This window comes from Nodosilinea sp. FACHB-131, assembly GCF_014695395.1.
Classification (GTDB): domain Bacteria; phylum Cyanobacteriota; class Cyanobacteriia; order Phormidesmidales; family Phormidesmidaceae; genus Nodosilinea.
In genome coordinates this window covers 78,121-93,421 of sequence record NZ_JACJOF010000022.1, presented here as the reverse complement: position 1 = coordinate 93,421, position 15,301 = coordinate 78,121, and the positions used below count along the sequence as shown (strand labels likewise).

General features: G+C 58.0%; 14 protein-coding genes and 1 tRNA gene. 9 read left to right on the top strand and 6 right to left on the bottom strand.

Annotated elements, in window-relative coordinates; all coding sequences use genetic code 11:
* Window positions 1-220: 220 nt before the first annotated feature.
* The 5 genes from H6F75_RS13850 to H6F75_RS13830 all read right to left on the bottom strand — a co-directional run bounded on the left by H6F75_RS13850 (window position 221) and on the right by H6F75_RS13830 (window position 5,750).
* On the bottom strand, window positions 221-1,600 hold the full coding sequence (locus tag H6F75_RS13850; protein WP_190753063.1) for an SGNH/GDSL hydrolase family protein: 1,380 nt from the start codon (window positions 1,598-1,600) through the stop codon (window positions 221-223).
* A 544-nt stretch (window positions 1,601-2,144) separates the two neighbouring features.
* Window positions 2,145-2,303, bottom strand: a complete 159-nt coding sequence (locus H6F75_RS13845) for a hypothetical protein (RefSeq protein ID WP_190753062.1) — start codon at window positions 2,301-2,303, stop codon at window positions 2,145-2,147.
* Window positions 2,304-2,394: 91 nt separating this feature from the next.
* Complete coding sequence (locus H6F75_RS13840; RefSeq protein ID WP_190753061.1) at window positions 2,395-3,708, bottom strand: peptidoglycan-binding protein; 1,314 nt, start codon at window positions 3,706-3,708, stop codon at window positions 2,395-2,397.
* Window positions 3,709-3,827: 119 nt separating this feature from the next.
* Window positions 3,828-4,640, bottom strand: a complete 813-nt coding sequence (gene cobA, locus H6F75_RS13835) for a uroporphyrinogen-III C-methyltransferase (protein WP_190753060.1) — start codon at window positions 4,638-4,640, stop codon at window positions 3,828-3,830.
* A 90-nt stretch (window positions 4,641-4,730) separates the two neighbouring features.
* Window positions 4,731-5,750, bottom strand: a complete 1,020-nt coding sequence (locus H6F75_RS13830) for a sirohydrochlorin chelatase (protein ID WP_199303932.1) — start codon at window positions 5,748-5,750, stop codon at window positions 4,731-4,733.
* Between the two features lie 247 nt (window positions 5,751-5,997).
* Here H6F75_RS13830 and H6F75_RS13825 point away from each other — a divergent pair.
* From H6F75_RS13825 to H6F75_RS13805, 5 genes are all read left to right on the top strand, one after another.
* Window positions 5,998-6,068: transfer RNA gene (locus H6F75_RS13825), tRNA-Gly, on the top strand.
* A 202-nt stretch (window positions 6,069-6,270) separates the two neighbouring features.
* Window positions 6,271-7,044, top strand: a complete 774-nt coding sequence (locus H6F75_RS13820) for a hypothetical protein (protein WP_190753059.1) — start codon at window positions 6,271-6,273, stop codon at window positions 7,042-7,044.
* A 64-nt stretch (window positions 7,045-7,108) separates the two neighbouring features.
* On the top strand, window positions 7,109-7,675 hold the full coding sequence (locus H6F75_RS13815) for a GAF domain-containing protein (protein ID WP_190753058.1): 567 nt from the start codon (window positions 7,109-7,111) through the stop codon (window positions 7,673-7,675).
* Window positions 7,676-8,291: 616 nt separating this feature from the next.
* The gene (locus H6F75_RS13810) at window positions 8,292-8,486 is read left to right on the top strand and encodes a heavy-metal-associated domain-containing protein (protein WP_190753057.1); all 195 of its coding nucleotides are present in this window, start codon (window positions 8,292-8,294) and stop codon (window positions 8,484-8,486) included.
* Between the two features lie 35 nt (window positions 8,487-8,521).
* Window positions 8,522-10,771, top strand: coding sequence for a heavy metal translocating P-type ATPase (locus tag H6F75_RS13805; protein WP_190753056.1), 2,250 nt, complete (start codon window positions 8,522-8,524; stop codon window positions 10,769-10,771).
* A gap of 37 nt (window positions 10,772-10,808) precedes the next feature.
* Here H6F75_RS13805 and H6F75_RS13800 read toward each other — a convergent pair whose 3' ends face one another.
* The gene (locus H6F75_RS13800) at window positions 10,809-10,964 is read right to left on the bottom strand and encodes a hypothetical protein (protein WP_190753055.1); all 156 of its coding nucleotides are present in this window, start codon (window positions 10,962-10,964) and stop codon (window positions 10,809-10,811) included.
* Here H6F75_RS13800 and H6F75_RS13795 point away from each other — a divergent pair.
* The 4 genes from H6F75_RS13795 to H6F75_RS13780 all read left to right on the top strand — a co-directional run bounded on the left by H6F75_RS13795 (window position 10,963) and on the right by H6F75_RS13780 (window position 15,265).
* On the top strand, window positions 10,963-11,577 hold the full coding sequence (locus H6F75_RS13795) for a cupredoxin domain-containing protein (protein ID WP_190753054.1): 615 nt from the start codon (window positions 10,963-10,965) through the stop codon (window positions 11,575-11,577). The two genes, H6F75_RS13800 and H6F75_RS13795, sit on opposite strands and share 2 nt — an antisense overlap.
* Window positions 11,578-11,846: 269 nt before the next feature.
* Complete coding sequence (locus tag H6F75_RS13790; protein WP_190753053.1) at window positions 11,847-12,449, top strand: OB-fold-containig protein; 603 nt, start codon at window positions 11,847-11,849, stop codon at window positions 12,447-12,449.
* A 210-nt stretch (window positions 12,450-12,659) separates the two neighbouring features.
* Window positions 12,660-13,985 (top strand): SPFH domain-containing protein, encoded by a 1,326-nt coding sequence (locus H6F75_RS13785; RefSeq protein WP_190753068.1) that lies wholly within the window; start codon window positions 12,660-12,662, stop codon window positions 13,983-13,985.
* Entirely contained in the window at window positions 13,982-15,265 is a 1,284-nt protein-coding gene (locus H6F75_RS13780) for an SPFH domain-containing protein (protein ID WP_190753052.1), read from the top strand. Before H6F75_RS13785 ends, H6F75_RS13780 begins: the two co-directional genes overlap by 4 nt.
* The last annotated feature ends 36 nt before the right edge of the window (window positions 15,266-15,301 follow it).

Genomic DNA, 15,301 nt, shown 5'->3' with positions numbered 1-15,301 from the left:
TGGCGTCGATGACCTTCTGACGCAAATCAAGGCTGTAGGGTTTGGCCATTGCACTCCTCACCGTGAGACTCCCCTACTTAGTCTATGTCCTAACCACCTTGACCATAGCTATACCTCGAAACGTCAATTTCTCAAGGTATGTGCTGTCGATTCGCCAATGTCGTTTTCTCGTAAAAAGCTGGCTCTGCTCAAGGACTTTCTTTCCGTGAAAAACGATGCCTTAAAGCCCATAGGGCTCGGGTTGAAGCGCTACCTGGTTGGCGATCGCCTCATAGAGCCGGTCTGATATGAGCGTATAGGCCTCATCGGTTAGACCCGACGGGCTTTGGAAAGCTTGCCCAGCAAAGTCTTCGTAGAGCGGGTAGAAATTCAACACCTGAGCATTGGCTGACTGTGTCTTAGCCTGATTAGCGACGGCGGCTAAGCCAGCAAACCCGGCGCGCATTTGCTCTAGGTAGGCATTGTCTAACTCGCCTAAAATTGCCGATTCTTCAGGGGTCAGAGACTCTGGCTTGCGGCTAGAGATTTCTGGCTCAATGGCGATGATCAATCGCTTCCTGTTGGCCGCCGCCCAGCTCACCATCTGCCGCATATGGCGACCGTAGCGATCGATGCGCTGCTCAAGTTCGGCCTGGTCGGCGGGTAGGCGATCGCTGAGGGTAGCATCCAGAGTGGGCGAGTAGAGATTGAGCGGTTCTGCCAGGCGCGGCTCTGCCTGCTGCTGCTGCAGACCGTAGCGTTTAACGCCCTGCACCACATAGAGTTGATCAAACCAATCCCGCGTCTGCTCGCTGAGCTGAGCACCTAACGACTGGCTTTCCCCGGTCAAATATTGCTCTAGCCCCGGCACGTCGCTGCCCCGGTCGGCGCTAGGCAACATCAGGTCGGCGTATCCCCCCATCACCACCACAAAATCTGGATTGTAAGCGGCAACCCGCTGGGTCAGCATGGCCAGCGCATTGCCCGATGCGTAGCCGGGTACCGCCGCATTTACAACGCGGTATTGCCCATCGCGAATGCGCGGCGGCAGCGCTAGGGCTTTTTGCACCTGGTCGGCCCGAAAGGGCAGCGCGCTGGGCTGAAACTGATTGGGGTTAGCCCGCTGTTGGGCGACTTGATCGTTGAGCCGAGTTTCTAGCTTGCTGGCAAAGGTGGTTTGGTTGTTAGAGCTAAGCTGCCCAAAAGCCGTCGAACCGCCGAGGACAAAAATTCTGATCTCCCCCGCCGCCTTGGTGCTGGGTACGGCTTCTTCGTCTCGAAACCCGCTGTCGTTAATCTGCCAAAAATTGCTTTGCTGATTGCCCGCCAGCCGATAGCCCATCAGTGGGTCGCGCAGCGCGTTCAACTTGCCGTCGTTGGGCAGACCCGCGTAGGGCTGGCCGTCTCGGCTGACAAACCGCAGGTGATAGGAATCGATGACATCAGAGGCCGGATTGGCGGTGAAGCGATCGCTGGTGCCCGTGACGTGGGCCACCAACCGAGTCAGCAACTCAATGCCAACAGGAATGCCAATTAGCAGCAGAAGAAATAGCGCCAACCGCAAACGGCGACGCGACTTCTTCCTCTTGTATTGGTAACTGCTGTACATAAATTCCGCCACTCTCAAGTCCTACAGAACAAATAGGCAAATTAGCAGATCGATTGTAGGCGATCGCCGCCCCTTTGCCCGAATGGCCCTCAAATAGTAGTCAAAACCCAGCGCGGTCCATCAGCCCTGAAGAGGCTGCGTCATAGGTTTAACCCCTTACTTTAGAAGCCGAAAGGGCGATTTATGTTCCGCAACCCGCCAAGTTATTCAGAGTCTATATAAACCAAGTGCTTCTGGCCGAGCTGGGCATCATTCTATCCCCAAATATCTCCTCCGCTCGGCGGGTTATAAGATCTGACTGAGTGGGAGGAATGGCTAAATTGGCTGGTTTTCGGGGTAGGCGTAGGTTAGACGATCAAGCTTCTCTAGAGCAAATAACAACGTTTCAACACCATTATCTTGTCCTCTATAAAAAGCAAAACGATTGGTTCTATTGGGTAAGACTTTGACCATGGCTGCTGCTGTGGTCTATCTTGATTTGCTCTGCGAACTACAGCTCAAAAAAGCGGGTTTTGCGGAAGTTTGACCCGCTGGTGGTTGCTCCGCAACCGGTAGGTCAAGGGAATTCAGTATGAGGACTAGCAGGGTTTTGGTCGTTGCCTGCGATCGCAGGCAACGACCAAAACCCTATAAGGTTCGCCATCAGAGGCACAAAACCGATGACCGTGGTAGCGGTAGCGGTAGTGGCAACCACGTGGCAGGTGGCCTGAAACATGACATCAGAGGGCGGCAACGTAGGGTGGGCACTGCCCACCATCTAGAACAGCCTCAAGCCAACACCGCCATGGTTCAAGGCTGGAATGGCTTCAAACCCCCAAGCTGGCGCGGGTGCGGGAACCAACAACGCCATCGGCAACTAGTCCTCGGCTGGCCTGGAACTGGCGCACGGCGCGATCGGTGCCGGGGCCAAACACGCCGTCGGCTACTACCGAAAATCCGGCGCGGGCGATCGCCTGCTGCACGGCCCGCACATCGTCGCCTCGGGTATAGGGGTTGGCCAACCGCAGCACTCGGATAAAGGAGGGTGAGGTCGGAGTGGGCGGGGTGGTGACCTGCTGTTGTAGCCTTGTCCAAGTTTCGGGGCCGACGACGCCATCGGCGGTCAGTCCTCGGCTGGACTGAAACTGACGCACAGCGCGATCGGTACCGGGGCCAAAGATGCCATCGGCGGTGACGGCGATGCCCTGGCGGCTGAGAGCCTGCTGTAGCGTCAGCACGTCGCTGCCTGAGGTGAGCGGGTTGGTGAGCCGCAGCAGCCGGTTTTGGGCGAGGGACTGGGCCGGGGGCGACTGTTGCAGCCGCGCCCAGGTGGCGGGGCCAACGACGCCATCGGCAGGGAGACCCTGCGATCGCTGAAACTGCTCCACGGCGATCGCCGTCCCCGGGCCAAAGTATCCGTCCGCAACTAAATTTGCTCCCCAGCGCACCAGCGCCTGCTGCACCTGCTGCACATCCTGACCGCTGGTATAGGGGTTGGTAAGAGATAGCAGCCGTGCCCCTGGGGCAGTGGGCACGCCGCCGCCACCGCCCGACACCGTAGGCCGATTGGCCAGATAGGCCTGGGCCTCTTGGCTGAGATAGCGGTTGCCGCTGGGGGTACGGCCACCGGCCAAATACCGCTGCCCGGCGGTGCTGAGGGCTACCCCCGGCGTACCCGCCAAAAACACATTGGCCTCCGACAGGCGGCGGCGCAGCAGCCCTTCTTCCACATTCGTGCCAGGGTTGCGGTAGAGAATCAGGGCCGCCTCCAGGTTGTGCCACTCCTGGTTGCGTAGCACCCGCGAAATGGTTTCAAAGCTGCTGGCCCCAAAGAAGTAGGCACCCAGGTTGTAGGCAAAGCTAAGAATCGCCCCCCGCTGGTTGTCATTCATCGTCGACCAGGCAGGAATGCGCTCCTGCGGTGGCAGGTAGTTGTTGGCGACTTGCCGCATTAGCAGCTCGTCGGCCTCTTCTCGGGTGATGCGATCGCCCAGCTTAAAGGGCTGACCATTCTTATCGCGGGTTGAACCCCAGCCGATAGTGATGGGCAAATTCCCGGTTTTGGGGTCTGGGTAGGCTTGTAGACTCAAGCCCTCAAAGGTTTTAATCAGGTCTAGACCTGGCGTGGGCACCCCAGCCATAGCAATTACCTCGCGGAAAACGTTAGCACTAACCGCAAGTGTATCTAGACTCTGGGACGTCTTTGACAGACCGCAATGGCTAGGTCTGTTCTCAAACCGCTAGCCTCCCTGCCGTGGGGCTAGGGCCAAAGGGTGCTGGTAGGGCGACAGTGGCTGAAAACCTCGTGCCAGTTCACCACCGAGCCGATCACGGCGATCGCCGGCGCTTCAAACCCCGTCTCTGCCACCTGGGCCACGATGGTGGTCAGCGTTCCAATCAGCGTTTCTTGCTGCGGGTAGGTGCCCCAGCGAATTAGCGCCACCGGAGTGTCGGCGCTGAGGTCGGCGGCCAGCAGCTCCGCGGTAATCGTCCCCAGGTTGTGAATGCCCATGTACACCACAATGGTTTCAGACCCCTGGGCCAGGGCGCGCCAGTTCACCCTGGGTCGATACTTGCCAGCCGACTCATGGCCCGTCACAAAGGTTACCGACGAGCTCTGGCTGCGGTGGGTGACCGGAATGCCTGCGTAGGCCGGTACCGCTACTCCGGCCGTAATGCCCGGTACTACTTCCACCCCGATGCCGGCTTCTACTAGGGCCGCCATTTCTTCGCCGCCGCGCCCAAACACAAAAGGGTCGCCCCCTTTTAGGCGCACTACCACAGCGTGAGCCTTGGCCTGATTGATGATCAGCTGGTTGATTTCCTCCTGCCCCAAGGAATGGCGACCGCGCCGTTTGCCTGCATTGATCACCGTGGCCTGAGGGTTGACCATGGCCAGAATAGGAGCGCTCACCAAGGCGTCGTGGATGACCACGTCGGCACACTCTAGCAGCCCCTTGCCCCGCAGCGTAAACAAGCCCGGATCGCCCGGCCCAGCGCCGACCAGGTAAACCATGCCGTAGGGTTGGCCTCCCTGAGACTGGAATGTAGGCTGAGAAGCTGCCGACACCATAGGCGTGATCAAATCCAAACAATAAAGTTTAAAAAACTTGTCATCCCCCTTAGGGTAGACCGTCGTCGACCCAATGGGGGAAATCTCTACTTAAGACACTAGCGACGATGGATGAACCGCGTGGCGAAAGGCCACCCGCTGCATCGGTACCAGTGCCTGCTGGGGCTTGGTTGGTATGCGATCGAGGGCGAGGTCAGTTACTAGGCGGGCCAACTCCGGCGAAGGCCCCAGTGGCGGCAGCAGGTGAAACCCCATCTGAGGAAAGCGCTCGGCCAACTCTTCGGTGTGGTGGGTAATGGCGTCGGTGGTGCTGCCCGCAAACAAGAAGTAGGGCAAAATCGCCACCCGCTGCACCCCACTTTGCATGTAATGAATCACCTGGGTGTCTAGACTGGGGGCGACAGCCCAAAAGGCGGCGATGCCCCCCAGCCCCTGAGCCAGAGCGTAAATGGGACCATTGCCCCCCGGTCGGCGGCTGCCGTGGCTCAGCACAATCAGCGCTTCGGCGGCGGTGGTGCGCAGCTTGTGGCGCAGAAGACCCACAAGGCCGGGATGGCTGCCTAGGTGTGGGCAAACCTCTAGACTCAGACCCGGCAGTGCTTGGCGGGCCAGCTCAACCTCCGCTGGAATGTCTTCCATCACGTGGACGCCGGCCAGCAAAAACAAGGGCAGCACCCGGACTCGATGTACCCCAGCGGCCTGGGCCCGCTGGCTAAAGGCGACAATTTGCTGATGCAGCGGCACGGCCCCAACTTCGAGGCAGGCAGTGCCCACCAGCGGGCCATTTACCATCTCGGGCTGGGAGACTCGGCTGCGGAAGATACCGGCTTCTTCCCCAAGTAGGCTAGTCGTGCTGGGGTGCAGCCAGTCTAGCGCTGGGGCCCGTCGCAGAAATGATGCCGCCTGACTGGCCGGCGATCGCCCTGTTGCGGTCCGTTCAACAAGCTTCATACAGCTATCTGAACGCTCTGGGGAGCTAGGCTGGTTCTCCCATAGGCCAGATTCCTGCGATCGCACAAAGCAGGCCAACCGCTCCATGCCTTGCCCAGGCCGTGGGTCACGGCTACCGTGAGATACCAATAGATAAGCTGTCGATGCAGATGCAGACACAGGCAAACTCTAACTCTCTAGACAACAGCAGCAAACCATTCACCACACCGCTCAACACCGGGGCTAACGCACTACAGAGGAAATCTTGCCGCCTGTAACAGGTAGTGCTGGCCCCTCATTATAAAGATTTAATTCAAGGCATCTGGTATCGTATCCATCAAAAGGTATGAGGGTTTGCCAACTCGCTATTCGAGCGGCCCAAGTTGCTCATGCCCAATGCCTGTTGTGGTAAAGTGAAAACTGGTTTGCGGGTGTAGTTTAGTGGTAAAACCTTAGCCTTCCAAGCTAATGATGGGGGTTCGATTCCCCCCACCCGCTTAGGTTTGTGTACGATGACGCTCTATTTGGAGATAGGACTGCGACACCAAGACCCGCAAGATTGATTCTGTTGAGTTAGGCGGCGTTTGTGTGTTGGATGGCGGTGTTTGCGAACCCGTTCTGGCAAATCGAAACGCTGACTGTAGACTTTCGAGATAGCTTTAATAACTTTGCCTAGGGCAACCGCACCTTTGAACCGACGGTGACCGGACGGCTGGCCAACGGCGATCGCCTCAGCTTTTCCACCGGGCTCAACACCTTTAACCAGCCCGCTGTAGATCAGATCGTTAATGTGCCCTTGAGAGCTGCGTGGATAAGACAAATGGGCGACTTTACTACTACCCTGGGGGCCGGGGTCGATGTGCTTAACCGGCTGCCCCTGGCCCCCAACCTGACGGCCAGTACTTCGGTCCCCATTGGCACCAGCGCTACTCTATCGTTCAACCTGGATTACGGTCCCTACAAAATTAATGCCACCAGTCTGCAAAATCAAATTGCGGCCTGGCGCTATGGCCCCAATCTATTCTGGCAAATTACGCCTGACACCAGTCTCTTCTCCTTGGTGCGGCTGGGCCACTTTAGTGATGGTAATTGGGAGCAGCAGTCTTTTAGCCGTCTTGAGCAGCGGTTGGGAGAATTTACCCTGGCCGCCAATCTCTTTAACTGGCAGTTCAGCCGCGATGTGGAGACAACCAGCGGCTACTTCTCACCTCCGGATTTTTGGGTTACCAATGCCGAACTAGCCTGGCGGAGCCAGGTGTTTGAACCGGTGTCCTGTCGAGTTGCGGCCAACCTAGGCCCCCAGCACTTGCTAGGAGAATGGTCGCTTACTTACGGTTACGAGGCCCTCTGTACGGCTCAATTTAACCAGGTGGAACTAGATCTGGGCTACTCCTTTAGCACCGTTGCAGCCGGAACTGAAGGTGGCGACTACAGTAACCGCGCCCTGCGAGGGCAGGTGAGAGCAACGTTTTAGCCAAGGGCGTAAGGCCTTGATCACGGTCATACCCTCACCTCTTTTATTAACAAAACTCTCAACCATGCAGGCTTCCCTACCACCTAACGAAGATCAGCGGCTAGCGGCCCTTCTGGGCTATGACATTCTCGATACCCAGGCCGAAGCCGCCTTTGATGATCTGGCTAAGCTGGCGGCCTACGTCTGTGGCACACCAATTGCCTTGGTTAGCCTAATCGATCAAAACCGCCAGTGGTTTAAGGCCCGAGTTGGCTTAGACACTCCCGAAACCAGCCGAGATGTGGCGTTTTGTGCCCACGCCATTCTTGAACCTGACGTGTTTAAAGTGCCCGATGCCCTAGAAGATCAGCGCTTTGTCAATAATCCTCTAGTAACGGGAAAGCCCAACATCCGCAGTTATTTCCGCAGTTATTATGGGGTGCCGCTGGTGACTGAGGCCGGGCACGCATTGGGCACCCTCTGCGTGCTCGACCACTTTCCCAAAGATTTGACGGAGCAACAGCTAGAGGTGCTAGAGGCGATCGCCCATCAGGTCATGAGCCAGCTAGAGCTGCGCCGCAGCCTTAAGGCTCTGGCTCAAACCATGGCCGAGCGAGAGCAGACCGAAACTGAATACCGCGATCTATATTGAAAATGCGATCGAAGGTTTTTACCGCACTACTCCAGGCGGCAGCTACCTGAGGGTTAACCCGATGATGGCCCACATTTTGGGCTACGACTCAGCTGGAAGCGGAGTATCATTCTGTGGAAATCGCTTTACGTGGGTATGGGATACAAAGGCATTAGTAAGGCTATGCCGAAGGCCCCCTATGTTTGCTCACGACTACGGGAAAGTATTCAACTACATCATCCATCCAGGAGAAACAGCGGCACACGTTTCCTGAACTTATTCTTTTACAGCTTCTAACCGCTGCACTGATTGAACTGAATAACCCTAAATTGTCAGCAGCTTCTCAGCGTATTTAGCGCGATCGCATGGTTCTTGCCGCGACTGAATCACCCCGACTTGCGTTGGGCCTCTTTGTCTAGCTGCTCAACACTCGTGATTCCCTCCGATAGCGGGAAAGAACATCTTGCTGCATCCGTAGGGGATCACCATTGGCGTTAGCGGTAGGATGCGATCGCCCCGTTTGGCCTCCAATCAACCTGCCGCGCCAGCAAAGCCAAATAAATATACCCCTACCCCCTTGACTCTCTAGCTCACTGGAAGCTTCACCATAGAGCCATACGAGTTCAAAGGCTAAGCCATGACGATTCAATTGACTGTTCCTAACCTGGCCTGTTCTGCCTGTGTCAATACTGTTACCCAGGCGATTCAAGCGATCGATGCCACGGCGCATGTGAATGCTGACCCCAAAACGAAGCAGGTCAACGTTACCACCGAAGCCTCTGAAACTGAGATTAAACAGGCGATCGCCGCCGCTGGCTACACCGTGGCCTGAGCCCACAGCCTACTCAAACTTTGAGGATCAAAGCGATGGAAAACCAAACCTTTAAGCTGCGAGGCATGAGCTGCGCCGCCTGCGCCAGCAACATTGAAGACGCCATTCGCTCGGTGCCCGGCGTTGATGTTTGCAACGTCAATTTTGGGGCTGAGCAAGCGGCTGTCACCTACAACCCCCGGCAGACCAATTTGGCTGAGATTCAAGCGGCGGTGGATGAGGCGGGCTACACGGCCCAACCCCTAGAGGATGTTATGGCGCCGGAAGACGATGCCGAGCGCAGAGAGCGAGAGGCCGAAAACCGCAAACTCACTCGAAAAGCCGTGTTTAGCCTGGCGATCGGCAGCATTCTTGTAATTGGCTCGCTGCCCATGATGACGGGTCTGCCTATTCCCTTGATTCCGACGTGGCTGCACAACCCCTGGCTTCAGCTGGTGCTGACCACGCCCGTGCTGTTTTGGGCGGGTAACTCGTTCTTTATTAACGCTTGGAAAGCCCTCAAACTCCACTCCGCTAGCATGGATACGCTGGTCGCAGTGGGCACCGGCACCGCATTTCTCTATTCACTGTTGCCCACGTTTTATCCCCAGTGGTTTATTGACCAAGGGCTGAACCCCGACGTGTATTTTGAAGCCGCAGCCGTAATTATCGCCCTAATTTTACTGGGGCGACTGCTAGAGAACCGGGCCAAGGGCCAAACCTCTGAAGCCATTCGCAAGCTGATAGGTTTACAGGCCAAAACCGCACGGGTAATTCGCCGTGGCCAAGCCGTGGATATTCCCATCGCTGAAGTGGTGCTAGGCGACATTATTTTGGTGCGCCCTGGCGAGAAAATTCCGGTCGATGGCGAGATCATTGACGGTGCTTCTACCCTGGATGAGGCGATGGTGACGGGCGAAAGCGTGCCTGTGCAGAAGACTGTGGGGGATGAAGTGATTGGGGCGACGCTGAACAAAACTGGCAGCTTCAAGTTTCGCGCTACTCGCGTCGGCAAAGACACGTTTTTGGCCCAGATCGTCAAGCTGGTGCAGCAGGCCCAGGGGTCGAAGGCCCCAATTCAGAAAATGGCTGACCAGGTGACGGCCTGGTTTGTGCCGGTGGTGATAGCGATCGCGATTCTCACCTTTATCGTCTGGTACAACGTGATGGGCAACGTCACCATGGCGCTGATCACCACTGTGGGAGTGCTGATTATTGCCTGTCCCTGTGCTCTAGGTCTGGCGACGCCGACCTCGATTATGGTGGGCACGGGCAAAGGCGCTGAGAACGGCATCCTCATTAAAGGGGCCGATAGCCTGGAGCTGGCCCACAAAATTCAAACCATCGTGCTCGATAAGACGGGCACCATTACCCAGGGCAAGCCGACCGTGACGGATTACCTGACCGTCAACGGCACCGCTACCGAACTGCATTTGCTGAAGCTAGCGGGCTCTTTGGAACGCAACTCCGAGCATCCCCTGGCCGAAGCTGTAGTCAACTATGCCCAAGCTCAAGGGGTGACCCTAGAGGCGACCCAAAGCTTTGAGGCCGTTGCCGGGAGCGGTGTTCAGGGTACTGTGGCGGGTCAACGCGTCCAAATTGGCACCCATCGCTGGATGCAAGAACTCGGCATCGACACCGATCGCCTACAACAGCAGTGGGAGCGCACCGAATACCTGGGTCGCACCGTGGTGTGGCTAGCGGTGGATGGCCAGGTGGAAGCGATTTTGGGTATCGCCGATGCGGTCAAACCCGCCTCGGCTGCCGCCATTCGCACCCTGCAACGCATGGGCCTAGAGGTGGTGATGCTGACCGGCGACAACCACCGCACTGCCCGGGTGATCGCCCGCGAAGTCGGTGTTACCCGCGTCTTTGCCGAAGTGCGCCCTGACCAAAAAGCCGCCCAGATCGAAAGTCTGCAACGGGAAGGAAAGGTGGTGGCGATGGTCGGTGATGGTATCAACGACGCCCCCGCATTAGCCCAGGCCGATGTCGGCATGGCGATTGGCACGGGGACGGATGTGGCGATCGCCGCCAGCGACATCACCCTGATCTCGGGCGACCTACACGGCATTGTCACCGCCATTCAGCTCTCCCGCGCCACCATGGCCAACATTCGCCAAAACCTGTTCTTTGCCTTCATCTACAACGTTGCGGGCATCCCCATTGCGGCGGGCATTCTTTACCCGATCTTTGGCTGGCTGCTCAGCCCCATTATTGCTGGGGCAGCGATGGCCTTTAGCTCAGTGTCGGTGGTGACAAATGCGCTGAGATTGAGGAACTTTCGGCCCAGGTTGCAAGGGTGATGGAGGAGATAGGGGAAATGAGGAAGATGGAGAAGAACTAAATTCTCACCTCCCTCACCCTCCTTACCTCCCTCACCCTCCCCACCTCCCTCACCCTCCCCACCTCCCTCACCCTCCCCACCTCCCTCACCCTCCCCACCTCCCTCACCCTCCCCACCTCCCTCACCCTCCCCACCCCCAGGAGCTTTCCCATGAAACTTAAACACTTTCTCCTCACCACTCTCGCCAGTCTGGCCCTGTCCCTCGCCCTCGCTAGCGGCACCCCGGCCCAGGTTGACCACGACACCATGAGCGATCGCACCACTGAGCCAACCGGGCAGTTTCAGCGCATTGAACAACCGCTGTGGGCTAGGACGGCTGTCACCGGAGCCGGGCTGGGCCTGATTGGCCTAGAGCTGTGGTGGTTTCTGCTGAGCAAGCCCAAATCGCGTCAAGCCACGGTTACAGGCGGGGTGCAAGAGGTGACCATCACCGTCGATGGTGGCTACGACCCGAGCTATATTGCGGTGCAGGCGGGGCAGCCGGTGCGACTCAACTTCTACCGCAAAGACCCCAGCAGTTGCTTAGAAGAAGTGCGCTTCCCTGATTTTCGCATTGCCCAGGCGCTGCCGGTGAACCAGACCACAGCGATCGAGTTCACCCCGACCCAGCCCGGTCGCTACGAATTTGCCTGCGGCATGAACATGTTTCGCGGCACCGTCGAAGTAATGGCCGATGACGGTCAGGCCATTTTGCCTGAACCCCTAATCAACGTAAAACTTGCCCATCCCCCATCCCATGCTGTAGAGGCTGCCGATGCGGTTTGACTCGCCCCATAGTAGGTGAAGCATTGGTTAGGACAGCCTAAAACGCCAGAATGCTCAACAAGCTTGCATTCTGGCGTTTTAGGCTGTCCTATGTTTCATTCTTTTGCTATACCGCAGCAGTCCTGCCCGCCCATGGTCGACACCCGGCCACGGCGACCGCGGTTTCTCCCACGTTCCAATTAGTAAAGAACACGGGCGTAGACCAGGGCGGCGCGAGTACCCTGGCAACGGGGATTAACCTGGCCAACCCCGTGAGGTGCCGCCAAACTATGCTGATCTATGGTCTGTGTTTTGTTGTCGGGGGCATTTTTGTCTTGCTGGCCGCCGTCGGAGGGCTCGATGGCGTAGACATCGACACCGATTTTGACTTTGATGTCGAAGCGTCCGCCAATATTGACGACATTGATGTAGGTACCCAAATTGACCAAACCCTGAGGGTTCTGCGCGGTCGTTGGTGGCTGCCCTTCCTCAGCCTGCGATTCTGGACCTTTGCTCTCTGCTTTTTTGGGCTGACGGGGCTATTGATTAACCTTGTTCAGCCCGACCTGGTGGGGTGGTTGGGGGCGTTAATTGCGCTGTTGATGGGCTTATTTTGCGGGCTGGTGGCGGCGCTGGTGCTGCGATCGCTCGGTCAGCAGTCGGTCAGCAGCCTGATTCGCCCCGAAACCCTGACCGGACAGATCGCCACCGTGGAAATTCCCTTTGATACCAATAGCCGAGGCAAAGTCAGCCTCAGCATTGCCGGCTCGACCGTCAGTTTTTTTGCCATTACCCAGGAAGAACGCGAGTTTCGCGCTGGTGAGACGGTGCTGGTGGTGGGGATGGAGCACAACAAACTGTGGGTGGCGGCGGCGGATGGGTTGCGGGAGTAATGGGGTAGTGGGTAGGAGAGTGGATGGGTAGTGGGGTAGGGGAGATTAAGGAGATGGGGAAGCACTGAAGCCTCACCTCCCTTACCCTCCCCACCTCCCTCACTCCTCACATTCTCGATATGGCCTGGCGCTAGAGATTAAGAACCAAGGAAGAGGTTATGTATGACGGATGGAATGACTAGGGCCGATACGGTGGCGATCGCGGAGGTGATGCCGCCCGCTCCGGTAATTGGGCAGAGCGGAGGGCGCGCCTTGGGAGGTGGGGCGATCGCCGTCCTGATCTTCGCGGTTTTGATCACCATTTGGGGGGTTAACGCGCTAGTGCAGATTTGCGACCCCAACAAAATTTTGATTATCTCCGGGCGCAGGTACCGCCGTGCCGATGGTCAGACCCTGGGTTACCGGGTGATCTACGGCGGCCGCACCTTCCGCATTCCCATTCTCGAAACGGTCAAAACTATGGATTTGACCACCATGCCGGTGCCGATTGAGGTCACCAATGCCTATTCGAAGGGGGGCACGCCGCTGGATATTCAGGCGATCGCCAACGTCAAGATTGCCCGCGACGAGGTGCTGGTTGGCAATGCGATCGAGCGCTTTTTGGGTCGGGGCCGAGAGGAAATCTCTCGGGTGGCGCGGGAAACCCTGGAGGGCAACCTGCGCGGTGTGGTCGCCACCCTCACCCCCGAACAGCTCAACGAAGACCGGCTCCAGTTTGCCGAGCGCATCGCCAGTGACGTGCGCAACGACCTGGTCAAGCTGGGGTTACAGCTCGACACCCTCAAAATTCAAAGCGTTGCCGACCAGGTTGACTACCTCAACTCCATTGGGCGGCGGCAGATCGCCAATGTCGTGCGCGATGCCGAAATTGCCGAATCCAATGCCGTCGCCGAAGCCGAGCAAATTGAGGCCGACAGCTCCCGCGAGGCCGAAGTGGCCCAAACCCAGGCCCGCACCGTGATTCAAGAAAAAGAAAACGAGCTGCGCCGCATCACCGCCGAGGTCGAAAAGCAGGCCCGCATTGAAGAAGAGCGCACCCAGGCCGCCGCTGAAGAGGCCCGCGCCCGCGCCCAGCGAGAGCTCCAGGCGATTCGCGCCCATCTGGAACAGGCCCGTCTGGAGGTAGAAAAGGTGCTGCCCGCCAAGGCCCAGCAGCGCGCCCAAGAATTTCAGGCCCGAGGAACCGCCGCCACCCTTGAAGAAAACGCTAAGGCCTCGGCCCAAGCCAGCCAAATGCTGGTTCAGGTCTGGCAAGAAACGGGGGTAGATGCCTCCCAAATCTTCTTGGTACAGCAGCTGGAGATGGTGCTGAAAGAGGCGGGGCGAATTCCCGGTCGGCTGCACCTGGGGCAGGTAAACGTGATCGACAACGGCGATGGCAAGGCGATCGCATCGCTCCTCAACGCCTATCCCGAAATGGTGAAGCAGTTTCTGCGCCAGTCCGAAGAGATCCTCGGCATTCCCCTGGCGGCCATCTCCCCCCTCACCCCTCCACCTCCCACCCCCCACTCCCTACCCTCGGAGCAAACCCCATGAGCCTAATCTTCACCCTCCTGGTCGTCATGTTCGGGGCCACCGGCAGTCTGCTGCTGATTATCAAAAACCTCTACTACATCTGCCAGCCCAGCGAAGTGCTGATCTTTGCGGGCGATCGCCGCACCGTCGGCGATGGTCACAGTGTCGGCTATCGACTGGTCAAAGGCGGCAGCAGTATTCGCAAACCCCTGCTCGAAAAAACGTTCCGCATGGAACTCACTAACATGATCATCGAGCTGAAGGTCGCCAGCGCCTACTCCAAGGGCGGCATTCCCCTCAACGTTGATGGCGTAGCCAACATTAAAATTGCGGGCGAAGAACCGGCGATTCACAATGCGATCGAGCGTTTGCTGGGCAAAAGCCGTGAAGAAATCGAAAAAATTGCCCGCGAAACCCTGGAAGGAAACCTGCGGGGCGTGCTGGCTACCCTTACCCCCGAACAGGTGAACGAAGACAAGATGGCCTTTGTGCGCAACCTGCTCGACGAAGCCGACGACGACCTGGCCCAACTCGGTCTGATTCTCGACAACCTGCAAATTCAAAACATCTCCGACGATGTTGGCTATCTCAACTCGATCGGGCGCAAACAGCGAGCCGATTTGCTGCGCGACGCCCGCATCGCTGAAGCCGAGGCCAAAACCCAGTCAGCTCTCCAGGCTTCCGAAAACCTCAAACGCACCTCCCTGCGCCAGATCGAGGCCAAAATAGAGACCACCCGCGCCGATGCCGATCGCCGCCTGCAAAACGCCCTTAGCCAGCGTCAAGCCGCCATCTCTGAAGCCGAGTCGGAAATCGCCGCCGAAGTTGCTCGCACCGAGGCCGAACTCGCCGTCCAGCGCGAACGCCGCAACCAGGTCGAACAGCAGCTCCAGGCCGATGTGATTGCCCCTGCCGCCGCCTCTTGCCAGCAGGCCCAGGCCCGCGCCAAGGGCGACGCCGCCAGCATCGTCGAAGACGGTCGCGCCCGCGCCGAGGGCATTCGCGAACTGGCCACCACCTGGAAGGCCGCAGGCGACCACGCCCGAGAAATTTTTCTCTTCCAAAAGCTGGAGTCGCTGCTGGCAAATCTGGTCGATACCGTGCCCGACGTGCAGGTCGAAAGCATCACCGTGATCGATCCGGGCCGCGGCGGCAGTGCCACCAAGCTGGCCTCGTTTATGGAACAGATGAAGCAGGCCACGGGGCTAGATTTGGCTCAGACGTTGCAGACTCTGGGTGGCGGTAGCGCTTCCCAAGGGACATTAGCTACCAAACTAGACACCGATACAATACAGGATTAAGGCATCTGTCACCGGTCAGTTCTAGGGCTTACCACT

Excerpts from the sequence above, each read along its gene's own strand:
- H6F75_RS13845 (WP_190753062.1), bottom strand. The coding sequence starts at position 2,303 with ATGTTTCAGGCCACCTGCCACGTGGTTGCCACTACCGCTACCGCTACC.
- H6F75_RS13840 (WP_190753061.1), bottom strand. The coding sequence starts at position 3,708 with ATGGCTGGGGTGCCCACGCCAGGTCTAGACCTGATTAAAACCTTTGAG.
- cobA (WP_190753060.1), bottom strand. The coding sequence starts at position 4,640 with ATGGTGTCGGCAGCTTCTCAGCCTACATTCCAGTCTCAGGGAGGCCAA.
- H6F75_RS13815 (WP_190753058.1), top strand. The coding sequence starts at position 7,109 with ATGCAGGCTTCCCTACCACCTAACGAAGATCAGCGGCTAGCGGCCCTT.
- H6F75_RS13810 (WP_190753057.1), top strand. The coding sequence starts at position 8,292 with ATGACGATTCAATTGACTGTTCCTAACCTGGCCTGTTCTGCCTGTGTC.
- H6F75_RS13805 (WP_190753056.1), top strand. The coding sequence starts at position 8,522 with ATGGAAAACCAAACCTTTAAGCTGCGAGGCATGAGCTGCGCCGCCTGC.
- H6F75_RS13795 (WP_190753054.1), top strand. The coding sequence starts at position 10,963 with ATGAAACTTAAACACTTTCTCCTCACCACTCTCGCCAGTCTGGCCCTG.
- H6F75_RS13800 (WP_190753055.1), bottom strand. The coding sequence starts at position 10,964 with ATGGGAAAGCTCCTGGGGGTGGGGAGGGTGAGGGAGGTGGGGAGGGTG.
- H6F75_RS13790 (WP_190753053.1), top strand. The coding sequence starts at position 11,847 with ATGCTGATCTATGGTCTGTGTTTTGTTGTCGGGGGCATTTTTGTCTTG.
- H6F75_RS13785 (WP_190753068.1), top strand. The coding sequence starts at position 12,660 with ATGCCGCCCGCTCCGGTAATTGGGCAGAGCGGAGGGCGCGCCTTGGGA.
- H6F75_RS13780 (WP_190753052.1), top strand. The coding sequence starts at position 13,982 with ATGAGCCTAATCTTCACCCTCCTGGTCGTCATGTTCGGGGCCACCGGC.